We start from the raw sequence: 16,310 nt of genomic DNA on the forward strand, positions 1-16,310 counted from the left end.
CCAATAAAAAAGGCGCCAWAGGCGCCTTTTTTATTGGGAATTGCACGAAAAGTTGTCTATTTCTTGACAGTTGGCCAATACCTTTCTAAACTTTCGCGTCCCATCATAGTGGGATATAGATTTTTCACACAAAATTGTTGAGATTATTCAACTGAACGGAGCTATTCATGGCAACTGTAAACCAGTTGGTACGTAAGCCACGCTCGCCAAAAGTCGAAAAGACTAATGTGCCAGCGTTGAATGCGTGTCCACAAAAACGTGGTGTTTGTACTCGTGTTTACACTACAACACCTAAAAAACCTAACTCTGCACTACGTAAAGTAGCACGTGTTCGCTTAACTAACGGTTTCGAAGTTACTTCGTACATCGGTGGTGAAGGTCACAACTTGCAGGAACATAGTGTAATTCTAATCCGTGGTGGTCGTGTTAAAGATCTACCGGGTGTGCGTTACCACACTATTCGCGGTGCATTAGATTGTGCTGGCGTTAGTGCTCGTCGCCAAGGCCGTTCTAAGTACGGTGCTAAGCGTCCTAAGTCATAACTTGTCCGTTTAAGTAAGGCCAAGCTAGTTAAAAATATTCCAGTTTTGGAAATACCTGAAGCATACGGAGAATTGTTATGCCAAGACGTCGCGTTGTAGGACAACGTAAAATCCTACCAGATCCAAAGTTTAAAAGTGAGTTGTTGGCTAAGTTCATCAACGTCATTATGGTTGACGGTAAAAAGTCAACTGCTGAAAAAATTATCTACAAGGCACTAGATGTTGTCGCTGAAAAGAAAAGCGAAGATCATTTAAGTATCCTTGAAGCAGCTCTTGATAATGTTCGCCCTTCAGTCGAGGTTAAATCTCGTCGTGTTGGTGGTTCAACTTATCAAGTACCATGTGAAGTTCGTCCAGTGCGTCGTAACGCACTAGCGATGCGCTGGTTAGTTGAAGCTGCTCGCAAGCGTGGTGAAAAATCTATGGCTCTACGTCTAGCAGGTGAAATGCTAGATGCATCTGAAAACAAAGGTACTGCTGTTAAGAAGCGTGAAGACGTGCATCGCATGGCTGAAGCTAACAAAGCCTTTGCTCATTACCGTTGGTAATTTGATGGAGTGGGCGTTAGCCCACTCCATATTGTTGATATTTACTAAAGCATTTGCTTTAGGTGAGAGGGTATAACTAGTGGCTCGTACAACCCCAATTGAGCGTTATCGTAATATCGGTATTGTTGCTCATGTGGATGCAGGTAAAACTACCACAACAGAACGTGTTCTGTTCTATACCGGTTTGTCTCATAAAATCGGTGAGGTGCATGACGGCGCCGCTACTACTGACTGGATGGTTCAAGAGCAAGAGCGTGGTATTACTATCACCTCAGCTGCTGTAACCACATTCTGGCGTGGTATGGATGCTCAATTCACCGAACATCGCATTAATATCATCGATACCCCTGGTCACGTTGATTTTACTATTGAAGTAGAGCGCTCATTACGCGTCCTAGATGGAGCTGTAGTTGTATTCTGCGGTTCATCAGGGGTAGAGCCTCAATCTGAGACTGTTTGGCGTCAAGCTAACAAGTATGAAGTCCCTCGTATGGTGTTCGTCAATAAGATGGACCGTGCAGGTGCAGACTTCGATAGTGTCATTGACCAAATCCGTAACCGTTTAGGTGCTACTTGTGTTCCAATTCATTTGAATATTGGCGCAGAAGAGAACTTTAAAGGGGTTATTGATTTAATTAAGATGAAAGCGATTAACTGGTCTGAAGAAGATCAGGGAACCACTTTCTCTTATGAAGAAATTCCTGCAGATCTTTTAGCTAAGGCTGAAGAGATGCATGAGTATCTAGTGGAAAGTGCAGCAGAAGCCTCTGATGAACTCATGGAAAAGTACCTTGAAGAAGGCACTTTATCTGAATCAGAGATTAAACTCGCACTACGTCAGCGCACAATTAACAACGAAATCGTATTGGCAACTTGTGGTTCTGCTTTTAAGAACAAAGGTGTCCAAGCGGTGTTGGATGCGGTGGTTGATTTCCTTCCTGCTCCTATCGAAGTCCCTGCAATTAAGGGTGTCGATGAGAATGAGAATGAAGTGGAACGCCCATCAGACGATAACGCACCATTTGCTGCGTTAGCGTTTAAGATTGCGACTGATCCATTTGTTGGAACTTTAACCTTTATCCGTGTATATTCAGGCGTACTAGAGTCGGGTGCTGCGGTTTATAATTCTGTTAAACAGAAGCGTGAACGTGTCGGTCGAATCGTACAAATGCATGCAAATGACCGTACAGAACTAAAAGAAGTTCGTGCTGGTGATATTGCCGCGGCAATTGGTTTAAAAGAAGTGACAACAGGCGATACTCTTTGCGCAAACGATCACAAAGTGATTCTAGAGCGTATGGAGTTTCCAGAACCTGTAATTACCATTGCCGTTGAGCCTCGCTCTAAAGCAGACCAAGATAAAATGGGGATTGCGCTACAAAAGTTAGCGGCTGAAGATCCTTCTTTTAGAGTGGAAACTGATGAAGAGTCTGCTCAAACATTGATTTCTGGAATGGGTGAATTACATTTAGATATTATCGTAGACCGTATGCGTCGCGAATTTAATGTCGAATGTAACGTAGGTAAACCTCAGGTTGCTTATCGTGAAACGATTCGCTCTTCAGTTGAAGTGGAAGGTAAATTTGTACGCCAATCAGGTGGACGTGGTCAATTTGGTCATGTTTGGTTGAAAATTGAACCATTGGAAGATGGTGCAGGCTATGAATTTGTCAATGAAATTGTTGGTGGTGCAGTTCCTCGTGAATTCATTCCTTCAGTAGACAAGGGTATTCAAGAGCAAATGAAAAACGGTGTTTTAGCCGGTTATCCGATGCTCGATGTGAAAGTAACTTTATTTGATGGCTCATATCATGATGTCGATTCAAATGAGATGGCTTTCAAAATTGCTGGTTCAATGGGCTTCAAAAAGGGTGCGCTAGAAGCAAGCCCTGTGTTACTAGAACCAACAATGAAAGTGGAAATTACCACACCAGAAAATAACATGGGCGATGTAGTAGGTGACTTAAACCGACGTCGTGGTGTTATTGATGGAATGGACGATGGCTTGGGTGGTGTTAAGATTATCCATGCAACAGTTCCGCTTTCAGAAATGTTTGGTTATGCGACTGACTTGCGTAGTGCAACTCAGGGGCGTGCTTCTTACTCAATGGAGTTTGCTAAGTATGCTGATGCACCATCAAACATTGCAAATGCGATTATTGAATCACGTACCTAATAATTTAGGTGCTAAACTAAATGTTATATAGCTCGTACTCGAGCACTTCTGAAAAGAAAGGAATATATCGTGGCTAAAGAAAAATTTGAACGTAGTAAACCACACGTAAACGTTGGTACAATTGGTCACGTTGACCATGGTAAAACTACTCTAACAGCGGCAATCTCTGCAGTATTGACTAAAGCATACGGCGGTGACGTTAAAGATTTCGCACAAATCGATAACGCTCCTGAAGAGCGTGAGCGCGGTATTACAATTAATACTTCTCACATCGAATATGACACTCCTACTCGTCACTACGCACACGTAGATTGTCCTGGTCACGCCGATTATGTTAAAAACATGATTACTGGTGCTGCTCAAATGGATGGCGCTATCTTAGTAGTTGCTGCTACTGATGGTCCAATGCCACAAACACGTGAGCACATCCTGCTTTCACGTCAGGTTGGTGTACCTTTCATCATCGTATTCATGAACAAATGTGACATGGTTGACGATGAAGAGCTACTTGAGCTAGTAGAAATGGAAGTTCGTGAACTTCTTTCTGAATATGACTTCCCAGGTGATGACTTACCAGTTATCCAAGGTTCTGCACTTAAAGCGCTTGAAGGTGACGCAGAATGGGAACCTAAAGTTATCGAATTAGCAGAAGCTTTAGATTCATACATCCCAGAGCCAGAGCGTGACATCGATAAGCCGTTCCTACTTCCAATTGAAGATGTATTCTCAATTTCAGGTCGTGGTACAGTTGTTACTGGTCGTGTTGAGCGTGGTATCATCCGCGTTGGTGAAGAAGTTGAAATCGTTGGTGTTAAAGAAACGACTAAGACTACTTGTACTGGTGTTGAAATGTTCCGCAAGCTTCTTGACGAAGGTCGTGCTGGCGAAAACTGTGGTGTTCTTTTACGTGGTACTAAGCGTGAAGATGTTGAGCGTGGTCAAGTATTGGCACAGCCAGGTACTATCACTCCTCACACTACATTCGAATCAGAAGTATACGTGTTAAGCAAAGAAGAAGGCGGACGTCACACTCCATTCTTCAAAGGATACCGTCCACAGTTCTACTTCCGTACAACTGACGTAACTGGTACTATCGAGCTTCCAGAAGGCGTTGAAATGGTAATGCCTGGTGATAACATCAAGATGGTTGTTACACTAATTTACCCAATCGCGATGGACGACGGTTTACGTTTCGCTATCCGTGAAGGTGGCCGTACTGTTGGTGCTGGTGTTGTAGCTAAAATCGTTGCTTAATAGCGACCTTTAGTTAACACTTTAAAAAGGAAGCTTCGGCTTCCTTTTTTTGTTTTACAGATTTTTTTAAAGTTTTGCTAATGTTCTCTAGTGTCGACCTTGCGAACTGACTAGAATAAGAATACAATCTATGGCCGATTTTTGACCCTGAGCTAATGCTTTTCGTGACTAAACTCGGAAGTACTATTTGATAAAATGGTACATATTTATCAAATTTAAGCTCAGGTCTTAGTGAGTAACGGAACCAACCGATGACGACAAATACTGAAAACCAGAATAATTCTCTGGATATTGTTAAGTGGGGCATTGCAGTTATTTTGATTGCCGCCGCTGTTATTGGCAACCAAGCATTTGGCGAAGCCAGTGTAGTAGTACGCGCATTAGGCGTAATTGTTGCCTTTGTAATTGCAGGCTTAATTGCTCTGCAAACGGTAAAAGGTAAAGAAGCTTTATCTTTTGCTCGTGAAGCTCACATTGAAGTACGTAAAGTGGTTTGGCCTACGCGTCAAGAAGCGCTAAACACAACATTCATTGTTCTTGCTGCAACAGCTGTCGTAGCCGTGATCCTTTGGGGTTTCGACTGGGTGCTATTGCGCGTTGTTAACCTAATTACTGGCGTATAGGCATTTACATGACTGAAGCAACAGAAGCTAAAAAAAGATGGTATGTTATTCAAGCATTTTCTGGCTATGAAGGCCGAGTGGTTAAAACCTTGCTTGAACATATTAAGATGCACAACATGGAAGATTACTTCGCTGAGGTTTTAGTACCTACAGAAGAAGTAGTTGAAATGCGTGATGGTCAACGTCGCAAAAGCGAACGTAAATTCTTCCCAGGCTATGTATTAGTCCAAATGGAAATGAATGACGAAAGCTGGCACTTAGTGAAAAGCATTCCACGCGTAATGGGCTTCATTGGTGGGACTTCAGATCGTCCAGCACCAATTTCAGATAGAGAAGCGGATGCCATTCTTCAGCGTTTACAAGATACCGTTGAGTCTCCAACTCATCGCGTTATGTTTGAGCCTGGTGAAGTTGTCCGTGTTAACGATGGTCCATTTGCAGATTTCAATGGCACTATTGAAGAAGTTGATTACGACAAAAACCGCGTTAAGGTTTCAGTAATGATCTTCGGTCGTTCTACTCCAGTGGAGTTAGACTTCCAACAAGTTGAAAAGAACTGATTAAATTAAATACAAATAGTATTTGTTTGCGGGTGCGGATTTTAGTATAATCCGCACCCGTTGTTTTCAAGGGGAGCTCATTGGCATGTAGCCGATAGCGTTTGAACCCAAATTGAGGAAATGTCGACATGGCAAAGAAAATTGAAGCTTATATTAAGCTACAAGTAGCAGCCGGTGCTGCAAACCCGTCTCCACCAGTTGGTCCTGCTCTAGGTCAAAAAGGTGTGAACATCATGGAATTCTGTAAAGCATTCAATGCTCGTACTGAAAAGTTCGACAAAGGTATGCCGATTCCTGTTGTTATCACTGTATACAACGATCGTTCTTTCACGTTCGAAACTAAGACTCCTCCAGCATCTTTCTTATTATTGAAAGCTGCAGGTCTTAAGTCTGGTTCTGGCCGTCCAAATACCGAGAAAGTTGGTACTATCAAGCGCAGCGCTGTTCAGGAAATTGCTGAAACTAAAGCGGCTGATATGACTGGTGCTGATGTTGAAGCGATGATGCGTTCAATTGAAGGTACTGCACGTTCAATGGGTTTGGTAGTAGAGGACTAATATAATGGCAAAGCTAACTAAGCGCATGCGCGTAATCCGCGAGAAAATCGACGGAACAAAAAGCTACGATATCAATGAAGCTGTTTCTTTATTAAAAGAATTTGCTACTGCTAAATTCGTAGAAAGTGTTGACGTTGCTGTTAACCTAGGTATCGATCCTCGTAAATCAGACCAAAACGTTCGTGGCGCTACAGTATTACCACATGGTACTGGCCGTGAAGTTCGTGTTGCTGTGTTCACACAGGGCGCAAACGCTGAAGCAGCTAAAGAAGCTGGTGCAGAGTTAGTTGGTATGGACGAGCTAGCTGCACAAGTTAAAGCTGGTGAAATGAACTTCGACGTAGTTATCGCATCTCCAGATGCAATGCGCGTTGTTGGTCAGTTAGGTCAAATCTTAGGCCCACGTGGTCTTATGCCTAACCCTAAAACTGGTACAGTAACGCCAAATGTTGCTGATGCAGTTAAAAATGCTAAAGCTGGCCAAGTTCGTTACCGTAACGACAAGAATGGTATTATCCACACTACTATCGGTAAAGTGGATTTTGAACCTGCACAGCTTAAAGAAAACTTAGAAGCGTTAGTCGCAGCACTGAAAAAGGCTAAGCCTGCAGTTGCTAAAGGCGTATACGTGAAAAAAGTCAGCATCTCTACCACTATGGGTGCAGGTGTTGTGGTTGACCAAGCTACATTGGAAGACCTTAAGTAATATACAAAGCGAGCGGGTTAGTATATAATCCGCGCACTTTGTGGGTTGAGGTCTGTTTTCGACAATGTTGAAAACAGATTTCCGTCCAAGACCGTAGGTGTTTTCTTAGGATAACTTAATTTCCTACGTAGACGGTGTCAGACCCCCCAGATAGATTTTGTTCTGCTGGAAATCTGCACCGTAAGTCGTTAAACACATAAGTGTTTAATATGGTAAATACTAGGGATATCCCTAGGTAGAATCCAGGAGTAAAGCCAATGGCATTAAGACTCGAAGACAAAAAAGCGATTGTTGCTGAAGTCAACGAAGCAGCCAAAGGTGCTTTATCTGCAGTTGTTGCCGATTCACGCGGTGTAACTGTAGGTGATATGACCGGTCTGCGTAAAGCAGCTCGTGAAGCTGGTGTTTATGTACGTGTTGTACGTAACACATTAGTTAAACGCGCTGTAGCTGGTACTGATTTTGAGTGCCTGTCTGACACGTTTACTGGTCCTACTTTAATTGCATTTTCTACTGAGCACCCAGGTGCTGCAGCGCGTCTTCTAAAAGATTTCGCAGCTGCACAAGAAAAGTTTGAAATTAAAGCAGCAGCCTTTGAAGGGGAAGTAATCCCTGCAGCAGATATTGATCGTTTAGCGAAATTACCAACTTACGACGAAGCACTAGCTCAGTTGATGATGACTATGAAAGAAGCATCTGCTGGCAAGTTTGTTCGTACATTGGCCGCTCTTCGCGATCAAAAAGAAGCAGCTTAATATTTTATTAGCCGCTTAAATTAATTGAATTCAGTACAATAGGAATTTTTTGTTATGTCTATCACAAAAGACCAAATCTTAGAAGCTTTCGCAGAAATGTCTGTAATGGAAGTTGTTGAACTAATCGAAGCAATGGAAGAAAAATTCGGCGTTTCTGCTGCAGCTGCTGCTGTTGCTGTTGGCGGCGACGCTGGCGGTGCTGCTGCTGAGCAAACCGAATTTGACGTTGTTATGACTTCTTTCGGTGCTAACAAAGTTGCTGTTATTAAAGCACTTCGTGGCGCTACAGGTCTTGGCCTGAAAGAAGCTAAAGCTATGGCTGAATCTGCACCAGTTGCAGTTAAAGAAGCTATCACTAAAGAAGAAGCAGAAGCCCTTAAAGGCGATCTAGAAGCTGCTGGCGCTGAAGTAGAAGTTAAGTAAGTTATACTCTAGCTTACCACCTCCCGAGTAATCGGGCGGAGGCTGGCGGTTTTTTAACCGTCGGCCTTTTTTGCGCTATATGCGCAGGCGATTTTTTATTCACCGTTTGTCGCCAGTTATTAGCAGTTCCTAGCAGAGATTACTGGTTAGGTTCTTGCCATCAACGGTGATGGGCAAACGTGCTGATTTAATCTTTGTATTATTTCAGTCTTGGTCACATCTCGTAAGTAGAGGAAACCCATGGTTTACTCCTATTCTGAAAAGAAGCGTATTCGTAAAGACTTTGGCAAACGTCCAAAAGTTTTGGATATTCCGTACCTGTTGTCTATTCAATTAGACTCTTTTAAGAAGTTCACCGATCAAGATCCTACGGGTGAACGCGGCTTTGAAGCTGCATTCCGTAGCGTTTTTCCCATCAAGAGCTTTTCTGGCAACTCTGAACTGCAATACGTCAGTTACAAGCTAGGTGAGCCAGTTTTTGATGTGAAAGAGTGTCAGATCCGCGGTGTTACATATTCAGCTCCATTACGCGTTAAATTGCGTATGGTTTTATATGACCGTGAAGCTGCACCAGGCACAGTTAAAGATATTAAAGAACAAGAAGTCTACATGGGTGATATCCCATTGATGACTGATAACGGTACTTTTGTTATCAATGGTACTGAGCGTGTTATCGTGTCTCAGTTACACCGCTCTCCAGGTGTATTCTTTGATCATGACCGTGGTAAAACCCACTCTTCTGGTAAGGTGCTTTATAACGCACGTATTATTCCTTACCGTGGTTCATGGCTTGACTTTGAATTTGATCCAAAAGATGCCTTATTTGTACGTATTGACCGTCGCCGTAAATTACCAGCGACCATCATCCTTCGTGCATTAGAGTTTTCTACTCAAGAAATCTTAGACTTATTCTTCGAACGTATTGAGTTCAAGATTAAGCAAGATTCTCTAGTGATGGCACTTGTGCCAGATCGCCTACGTGGTGAGACTGCTAGTTACGATATTAAAGACACAGATGGCAACTTATTGGTTGAAACTGGTCGTCGTATCACTGCACGTCACATCAGACAGCTTGAAAAAACCAATACAACTGAACTTGAAGTACCAGTTGATTACATCGTTGGTAAATTCGCTGCGCAAGATTACATTGATGAAGATACTGGTGAAGTACTTGTTAGCGCAAATGCTGAAATCACCCTTGAAGACCTAGCTAAACTTTCTTTAGCGGGTATTAAAGAAGTTGATACTTTATTTATCAATGATCTTGATCATGGTGCATACATTTCTGACACATTACGCATTGATTCTACAACTAACCGCCTAGAAGCATTAGTTGAAATCTACCGCATGATGCGTCCAGGTGAGCCACCAACCAAAGATGCTGCAGAAGGCTTATTCCAGAACTTGTTCTTCAGTGAAGAACGTTATGACTTATCTAAAGTAGGTCGTATGAAGTTCAACCGTCGTCTTGAGATTTCTGAAGATGAAGGTGCTGGCGTACTGTCTAAAGAAGACATCGTACACGTTATGAAAAAAATCATCGAAATCCGTAATGGTTACGATGAAGTCGACGATATTGACCACTTAGGTAACCGTCGTATTCGTAGCGTAGGTGAAATGGCTGAAAACCAATTCCGTGTTGGTCTAGTTCGTGTTGAGCGTGCTGTTCGCGAGCGTCTATCATTAGGCGATCTGAACGAGCTTATGCCACAAGATCTAATCAATGCTAAGCCTATCTCTGCGGCTGTGAAAGAATTCTTTGGTTCTTCACAATTGTCACAGTTTATGGATCAAAACAACCCGTTGTCAGAAGTGACGCATAAGCGTCGTATTTCTGCACTTGGTCCTGGTGGTTTAACACGTGAGCGTGCTGGTTTCGAAGTACGTGACGTACATCCAACTCACTACGGTCGTTTATGTCCGATTGAAACGCCAGAGGGACCAAACATTGGTCTAATTAACTCATTGGCAAGTTTCGCTCGTACAAACTCGTACGGCTTCCTTGAAACCCCTTACCGTAAGGTGGTTGATAGTGTAATTACTGATGAAGTTGAATACTTATCAGCAATTGAAGAAGGTCGTTATGTGATTGCACAGGCAAACATCGAACTTGACTCTTCAAACCGTATGCTTGAAGAACAAATTGCTTGTCGTCATAAAGGTGAATCAACCTTTATGCGTGCTGCTGACATCCAGTATATGGATGTATCACCACAACAGATTATTTCTGTTGCGGCATCACTAATTCCGTTCTTAGAACACGATGATGCTAACCGTGCATTGATGGGTGCAAACATGCAACGTCAAGCCGTACCTACTTTAAGAGCAGATAAGCCTCTTGTTGGTACTGGTATTGAGCGTACTCTTGCTGTTGACTCAGGTGTTGTTGTAGCTGCGAAACGTGGCGGTGTAATCGACTATGTTGATGCTAGCCGTATCGTAGTGAAAGTTAACGAAGCAGAATTGACGCCAGGTGAAGCTGGTATCGATATCTACAACTTGACTAAATACACTCGTTCTAACCAAAACACTTGTATTAACCAACGTCCTTGTTGTTCTGTTGGTGACCCAATTGTTCGTGGTGATGTATTAGCTGACGGCCCGTCTACCGATTTAGGTGACTTGGCTCTTGGTCAAAATATGCGTATCGCGTTTATGCCTTGGAACGGTTATAACTTCGAAGATTCGATCTTAATCTCTGAGCGCGTAGCGCAAGAGGACCGATTCACTACCATTCATATCCAAGAGCTTTCATGTATTGCTCGTGATACGAAACTAGGTAGCGAAGAAATTACTGCTGATATTCCAAACGTAGGTGAATCTGCCCTGTCTAAATTAGATGAGTCAGGTATCGTTTACATTGGTGCAGAAGTTAAAGGCGGCGACATTCTAGTTGGTAAAGTGACACCTAAAGGTGAAACCCAGCTGACTCCAGAAGAGAAGCTATTGCGTGCAATCTTCGGTGAAAAAGCTTCTGATGTTAAGGACAGTTCATTACGTGTTCCTAACTCAGTTAAAGGTACTATCATCGATGTTCAAGTCTTCACTCGTGATGGTATCGAAAAAGATAAGCGTGCACTTGAAATTGAAGAGATGCATGTTAGTCAAGCTCGTAAAGATTTAGGTGAAGAGTTCGAAATCCTTGAAGAAGGTGTTTTGAGCCGTGCACGTAACTTATTACTATCTGCAGGTTTCTCTCAAGCTAAATTAGCTGAGCTACCACGCAAAGATGTATTAATTCAAGTTATTGATGATGAAGCTAAGCAAACTGAGCTTGAGCAATTAGCTGAGCAACATGAAGAGCTTAAAGCTGACTTCGATAAGAAGTTCGAAGTTAAACGTCGTAAAATCACTCAAGGTGATGACTTAGCACCTGGCGTACTTAAGATTGTTAAGGTTTACCTTGCAGTTAAACGTACTATCCAGCCTGGTGATAAGATGGCGGGTCGTCACGGTAACAAAGGTGTAATCTCTAAGATTTGCCCTATCGAAGACATGCCATACGATGAAACTGGTGATCCAGTTGATATCGTACTTAACCCATTGGGCGTACCTTCGCGTATGAACATTGGTCAGGTACTAGAAGTTCACTTAGGTGCTGCAGCTAAGGGTATCGGTAATCGAATTACTGCTATGCTTGAAGAGCAACGTGAGCTTGCTGAACTGCGCGACTACATCCGCCAGGTATATGAATTAGGTGACGAAGTTCTTCAGAAAGTCGACATCAACTCATTCACTGACGATGAAGTATTGCGTCTGGCTAAAAACCTTAAAGGTGGTTTACCAGTTGCTACGCCAGCATTCGATGGTGCTAAAGAGAAAGAGATCAAGCAAATGCTTGAACTTGCAGGCTTACCTGACTCAGGCCAGTTAACATTATGTGATGGCCGTACCGGTAACGAATTTGAGCGTAAAGTAACTGTTGGTTACATGTACATGCTCAAACTGAACCATTTAGTTGATGACAAGATGCACGCCCGTTCTACCGGTTCGTACAGCTTAGTTACACAACAACCATTGGGCGGTAAAGCTCAATTCGGTGGTCAGCGTTTCGGTGAGATGGAAGTATGGGCACTAGAAGCATACGGTGCAGCATATACTCTTCAGGAAATGCTAACGGTTAAATCAGATGACGTTAACGGTCGTACTCAGATGTATAAAAACATCGTCGACGGTAACCATCAGATGCATCCAGGCATGCCTGAGTCTTTCAACGTATTGTTGAAGGAAATTCGTTCACTTGGTATTAATATCGAGTTGGATCAAGAGTAAGCATCGCTCTTAAGCAATGTTTGGTAACCAAGGATGCTTTGCTTAGCAAAGCATCTGGTTTAACTCCTTCAGGAGAGAAACGTGAAAGACTTATTAAAGTTTCTTAAACAGCAAAGCAAGACTGAAGAATTTAACGGAATCAAAATTGGTTTGGCTTCGCCAGATCTAATCCGTTCTTGGTCTTTTGGTGAAGTTAAAAAACCAGAAACCATTAACTACCGTACTTTCAAACCTGAACGTGAAGGTTTGTTCTGTGCGCGTATTTTCGGTCCTGTAAAAGATTACGAATGTTTGTGTGGTAAATACAAACGTTTGAAGCACCGTGGTGTTATTTGTGAGAAGTGTGGCGTTGAAGTTACACAGACTAAAGTACGTCGTGAGCGTATGGGTCATATTGATCTTGCAAGCCCAGTTGCCCACATTTGGTTCTTGAAATCACTTCCGAGTCGTATCGGTTTGATGCTTGATATGACGTTACGTGATATTGAGCGCGTACTGTATTTTGAATCTTTCGTTGTGATCGAGCCTGGCATGACCAGCCTTGAACGCGGCCAAATGCTGACAGAAGAAACATATCTTGATGCATTAGAAGAATACGGTGACGAGTTCGAAGCTAAAATGGGTGCAGAAGCAGTCTTAGACTTGCTACGTGCAATCAATTTAGAAGAACAAATTGATCAAATGCGTGAAGAGTTACCGTCAATTAACTCTGAAACCCGTCGTAAGAAGGTCACTAAGCGCCTTAAACTGATGGAAGCATTCTTCACTTCTGGCAACAAGCCTGAGTGGATGATCTTAAAAGTTTTACCAGTTCTGCCACCTGATTTGCGTCCTCTAGTACCACTAGATGGCGGACGTTTTGCTACGTCTGATTTGAACGACCTTTACCGTCGCGTAATCAACCGTAACAACCGTCTTAAGCGCCTATTAGATCTAGCTGCTCCAGACATTATCGTACGTAACGAAAAGCGTATGTTACAAGAGTCTGTTGATGCGCTATTAGATAATGGTCGTCGTGGTCGTGCTATTACAGGTTCTAACAAGCGTCCGCTTAAATCTTTGGCTGATATGATCAAAGGTAAGCAAGGTCGTTTCCGTCAGAACTTACTTGGTAAGCGTGTAGATTACTCTGGTCGTTCGGTTATTACCGTAGGTCCTACTTTACGTCTGCATCAGTGTGGTCTTCCTAAGAAGATGGCGCTTGAGCTATTTAAACCATTCATCTATGGCAAGTTAGAAGGTCGCGGTTTAGCTACGACAATTAAAGCTGCTAAGAAAATGGTTGAGCGTGAACAGGCTGAAGTATGGGATGTACTAGACGAAGTCATTCGTGAACATCCAGTAATGCTTAACCGTGCACCAACACTTCATAGACTTGGTATTCAAGCATTTGAGCCAGTTCTAATTGAAGGTAAAGCAATTCAATTGCATCCATTAGTATGTGCGGCATATAACGCCGACTTCGATGGTGACCAAATGGCTGTGCACGTACCATTAACGCTTGAAGCTCAATTAGAAGCTCGTTCGTTAATGATGTCGACTAACAACATTCTTTCTCCAGCGAATGGTGAGCCTGTTATTACACCGTCACAAGACGTTGTATTAGGTCTTTACTACACAAGCCGTGAATGTGTTAACGGTCGCGGTGAAGGTATGGCATTTATGTCAGTTGATGAAGTTGAAAAGGCTTACGCTACTGGTGCTGCAGAATTGCACGCTCGCGTTAAAGTTCGTTTAACTGAAACAACGATTGATGCTAACGGCGAGAAAACACAAACACTGAATGTAGTTGATACTACAGTTGGTCGTGCGTTGTTATCGCAGATCCTGCCTGAAGGCTTACCATTTGAACTGGTTAACCAGAACATGGGTAAGAAGCAGATCTCGAAATTGCTGAACACTTGTTACCGTACACTTGGTCTTAAAGATACTGTTATCTTCGCTGACCAATTAATGTATACCGGTTTCCGTTATGCGACTATCTCTGGTGCCTCTGTTGGTATCAACGATATGGTTATCCCGGATGAGAAGTATACTTTAGTTGAAGAAGCTGAACGTGAAGTGCTTGAAATTCAAGAGCAGTTCCAATCAGGTCTTGTTACCGCTGGTGAGCGTTACAACAAAGTTATCGATATCTGGGCAAGCACCAACGATAAAATCTCTAAAGCGATGATGGACAACTTGAAAAAAGAAGTTGTTATCAATCGTGATGGTGAGGAAGAAGAGCAAGATTCGTTTAACAGCATCTATATGATGGCTGACTCGGGCGCTCGTGGTAGTGCTGCACAGATTCGTCAGCTAGCGGGTATGCGTGGTCTGATGGCTAAGCCAGATGGCTCAATCATCGAAACCCCAATTACAGCTAACTTCCGTGAAGGTTTGAACGTATCACAATACTTCATCTCTACTCACGGTGCGCGTAAAGGTCTTGCCGATACCGCACTGAAAACAGCTAACTCGGGTTACCTAACTCGTCGTCTTGTTGACGTTGCACAAGATTTGGTTGTGATTGAAGATGATTGTGGCACACAAGAAGGCTTGACTATGAAGCCGTTGATTGAAGGTGGTGATGTTAAAGAGCCGCTTCGTGAACGTGTTCTAGGTCGTGTTGTTGCTGTTGACGTACTTGAGCCAGGTACTGAGAAAGTACTTGCTCCACGTAACACATTACTTGATGAAGCTTGGTGTGATCTATTAGAAGAGCATAGTGTTGATGAAGTTATCGTCCGCTCTGTTATTTCTTGTGATACTGACTTCGGTGTATGTGCTGCTTGTTACGGTCGTGACTTAGCACGTGGTCATATTATTAACCACGGTGAAGCAATCGGTGTTGTAGCTGCTCAGTCAATTGGTGAGCCAGGTACACAGCTTACGATGCGTACTTTCCACATTGGTGGTGCTGCGTCTCGTGACTCTGCTGAAAACAACGTTCAAGTTAAAAATAACGGTACTCTGAAGCTACATAACGCTAAGTACGTTACTAGCATCGATAACAAGCTAGTTATCGTATCGCGTTCTTCTGAAGTTGCGATTATTGATGAACTTGGCCGTGAGAAAGAACGTTACCGTGTACCTTACGGTACAGTACTAGAGCAACTAGAAGATACGGAAGTGACTTCAGGCGCGATTATCGCGAACTGGGACCCACATACTCACCCTATTATTTCTGAAGTTGCGGGTACGGTTAAATTCGTCGATATGATTGAAGGCGTTACTATGACGCGTCAAACTGACGACTTAACTGGTCTTTCTTCGGTTGTTGTTATCGATCCAGGTGCACGTCCTACTGCAGGTAAAGAAATGCGTCCAGCTATTCGTCTAATTGACGCAGCTGGTAATGATCTTATGATCCCAGGTACTGACGTACCTGCGCAGTATTTCCTACCAGGCAACGCGATTGTAGCAAAAGATGATAACGCGCAAATCAACGTTGGTGACGCATTAGCACGTATTCCTCAAGAATCGTCTAAAACACGCGATATTACCGGTGGTCTGCCACGAGTTGCTGACTTGTTCGAAGCGCGTAAGCCAAAAGAACCAGCTATTCTTGCTGAAATCTCAGGTACCATTTCGTTTGGTAAAGAGACTAAAGGTAAGGTTCGCCTAGTTATCAGTCCTGCTGATGGTAGCGAACACTACGAAGAGATGATCCCTAAGTGGCGTAATCTTAACGTGTTCGAAGGTGAAAAAGTTGAACGTGGTGAAGTTATTGCTGACGGCCCAGAGGCTGCACATGACATCTTACGTTTACGTGGTATCCATCATGTTGCTAACTACATTGTTGATGAAGTCCAAGACGTTTACCGTCTACAGGGTGTAAAAATCAACGATAAGCATATTGAAGTTATCATTCGCCAAATGCTACGTAAGTGCTTAATCACTGATGCTGGTGAT

The 16,310-nt window shown here is 43.0% G+C and carries 12 protein-coding genes; all 12 read left to right on the forward strand.

Translation table 11 applies throughout. The features are described 5' to 3' along the window. Window positions 1-167 precede the first annotated feature (167 nt). Window positions 168-542 carry a 30S ribosomal protein S12 gene (gene rpsL / locus FNZ24_RS20335; protein ID WP_055026549.1) on the forward strand — a complete coding sequence of 125 codons (375 nt, stop codon included), beginning with the start codon at window positions 168-170 and terminating at the stop codon, window positions 540-542. 77 nt (window positions 543-619) lie between these two features. Continuing rightward, entirely contained in the window at window positions 620-1,090 is a 471-nt protein-coding gene (gene rpsG / locus FNZ24_RS20340) for a 30S ribosomal protein S7 (RefSeq protein ID WP_153916624.1), read from the forward strand. 79 nt (window positions 1,091-1,169) lie between these two features. Next, complete coding sequence (fusA, locus tag FNZ24_RS20345; protein WP_153916625.1) at window positions 1,170-3,266, forward strand: elongation factor G; 2,097 nt, start codon at window positions 1,170-1,172, stop codon at window positions 3,264-3,266. A 69-nt stretch (window positions 3,267-3,335) separates the two neighbouring features. Further along, complete coding sequence (tuf, locus tag FNZ24_RS20350; RefSeq protein ID WP_153916626.1) at window positions 3,336-4,520, forward strand: elongation factor Tu; 1,185 nt, start codon at window positions 3,336-3,338, stop codon at window positions 4,518-4,520. A 251-nt stretch (window positions 4,521-4,771) separates the two neighbouring features. Next, entirely contained in the window at window positions 4,772-5,143 is a 372-nt protein-coding gene (secE, locus tag FNZ24_RS20355) for a preprotein translocase subunit SecE (protein WP_153916627.1), read from the forward strand. An 8-nt stretch (window positions 5,144-5,151) separates the two neighbouring features. After that, entirely contained in the window at window positions 5,152-5,703 is a 552-nt protein-coding gene (nusG, locus tag FNZ24_RS20360) for a transcription termination/antitermination protein NusG (RefSeq protein ID WP_153916628.1), read from the forward strand. A gap of 128 nt (window positions 5,704-5,831) precedes the next feature. Then, window positions 5,832-6,260, forward strand: a complete 429-nt coding sequence (gene rplK / locus FNZ24_RS20365; RefSeq protein WP_055026515.1) for a 50S ribosomal protein L11 — start codon at window positions 5,832-5,834, stop codon at window positions 6,258-6,260. Window positions 6,261-6,264: 4 nt separating this feature from the next. After that, window positions 6,265-6,966 (forward strand): 50S ribosomal protein L1, encoded by a 702-nt coding sequence (gene rplA, locus FNZ24_RS20370; RefSeq protein WP_153916629.1) that lies wholly within the window; start codon window positions 6,265-6,267, stop codon window positions 6,964-6,966. Between the two features lie 257 nt (window positions 6,967-7,223). Continuing rightward, complete coding sequence (gene rplJ / locus FNZ24_RS20375) at window positions 7,224-7,721, forward strand: 50S ribosomal protein L10 (RefSeq protein WP_153916630.1); 498 nt, start codon at window positions 7,224-7,226, stop codon at window positions 7,719-7,721. A gap of 54 nt (window positions 7,722-7,775) precedes the next feature. After that, entirely contained in the window at window positions 7,776-8,144 is a 369-nt protein-coding gene (gene rplL, locus FNZ24_RS20380; RefSeq protein WP_153916631.1) for a 50S ribosomal protein L7/L12, read from the forward strand. Between the two features lie 240 nt (window positions 8,145-8,384). Further along, on the forward strand, window positions 8,385-12,416 hold the full coding sequence (gene rpoB / locus FNZ24_RS20385; RefSeq protein WP_153916632.1) for a DNA-directed RNA polymerase subunit beta: 4,032 nt from the start codon (window positions 8,385-8,387) through the stop codon (window positions 12,414-12,416). 81 nt (window positions 12,417-12,497) lie between these two features. Next, the coding region (gene rpoC / locus FNZ24_RS20390) for a DNA-directed RNA polymerase subunit beta' (protein ID WP_153916633.1) at window positions 12,498-16,310 on the forward strand (3,813 nt) is incomplete at its 3' end.

This window comes from Shewanella sp. TC10 (genome assembly GCF_009663145.1).
In the GTDB taxonomy this organism is placed as follows: domain Bacteria; phylum Pseudomonadota; class Gammaproteobacteria; order Enterobacterales; family Shewanellaceae; genus Shewanella.

Coding starts and splice junctions, on each gene's coding strand:
- rplL (WP_153916631.1), top strand. CDS start 7,776: ATGTCTATCACAAAAGACCAAATCTTAGAAGCTTTCGCAGAAATGTCT.
- rpoB (WP_153916632.1), top strand. CDS start 8,385: ATGGTTTACTCCTATTCTGAAAAGAAGCGTATTCGTAAAGACTTTGGC.
- rplA (WP_153916629.1), top strand. CDS start 6,265: ATGGCAAAGCTAACTAAGCGCATGCGCGTAATCCGCGAGAAAATCGAC.
- rplJ (WP_153916630.1), top strand. CDS start 7,224: ATGGCATTAAGACTCGAAGACAAAAAAGCGATTGTTGCTGAAGTCAAC.
- nusG (WP_153916628.1), top strand. CDS start 5,152: ATGACTGAAGCAACAGAAGCTAAAAAAAGATGGTATGTTATTCAAGCA.
- rplK (WP_055026515.1), top strand. CDS start 5,832: ATGGCAAAGAAAATTGAAGCTTATATTAAGCTACAAGTAGCAGCCGGT.
- rpsL (WP_055026549.1), top strand. CDS start 168: ATGGCAACTGTAAACCAGTTGGTACGTAAGCCACGCTCGCCAAAAGTC.
- rpsG (WP_153916624.1), top strand. CDS start 620: ATGCCAAGACGTCGCGTTGTAGGACAACGTAAAATCCTACCAGATCCA.
- secE (WP_153916627.1), top strand. CDS start 4,772: ATGACGACAAATACTGAAAACCAGAATAATTCTCTGGATATTGTTAAG.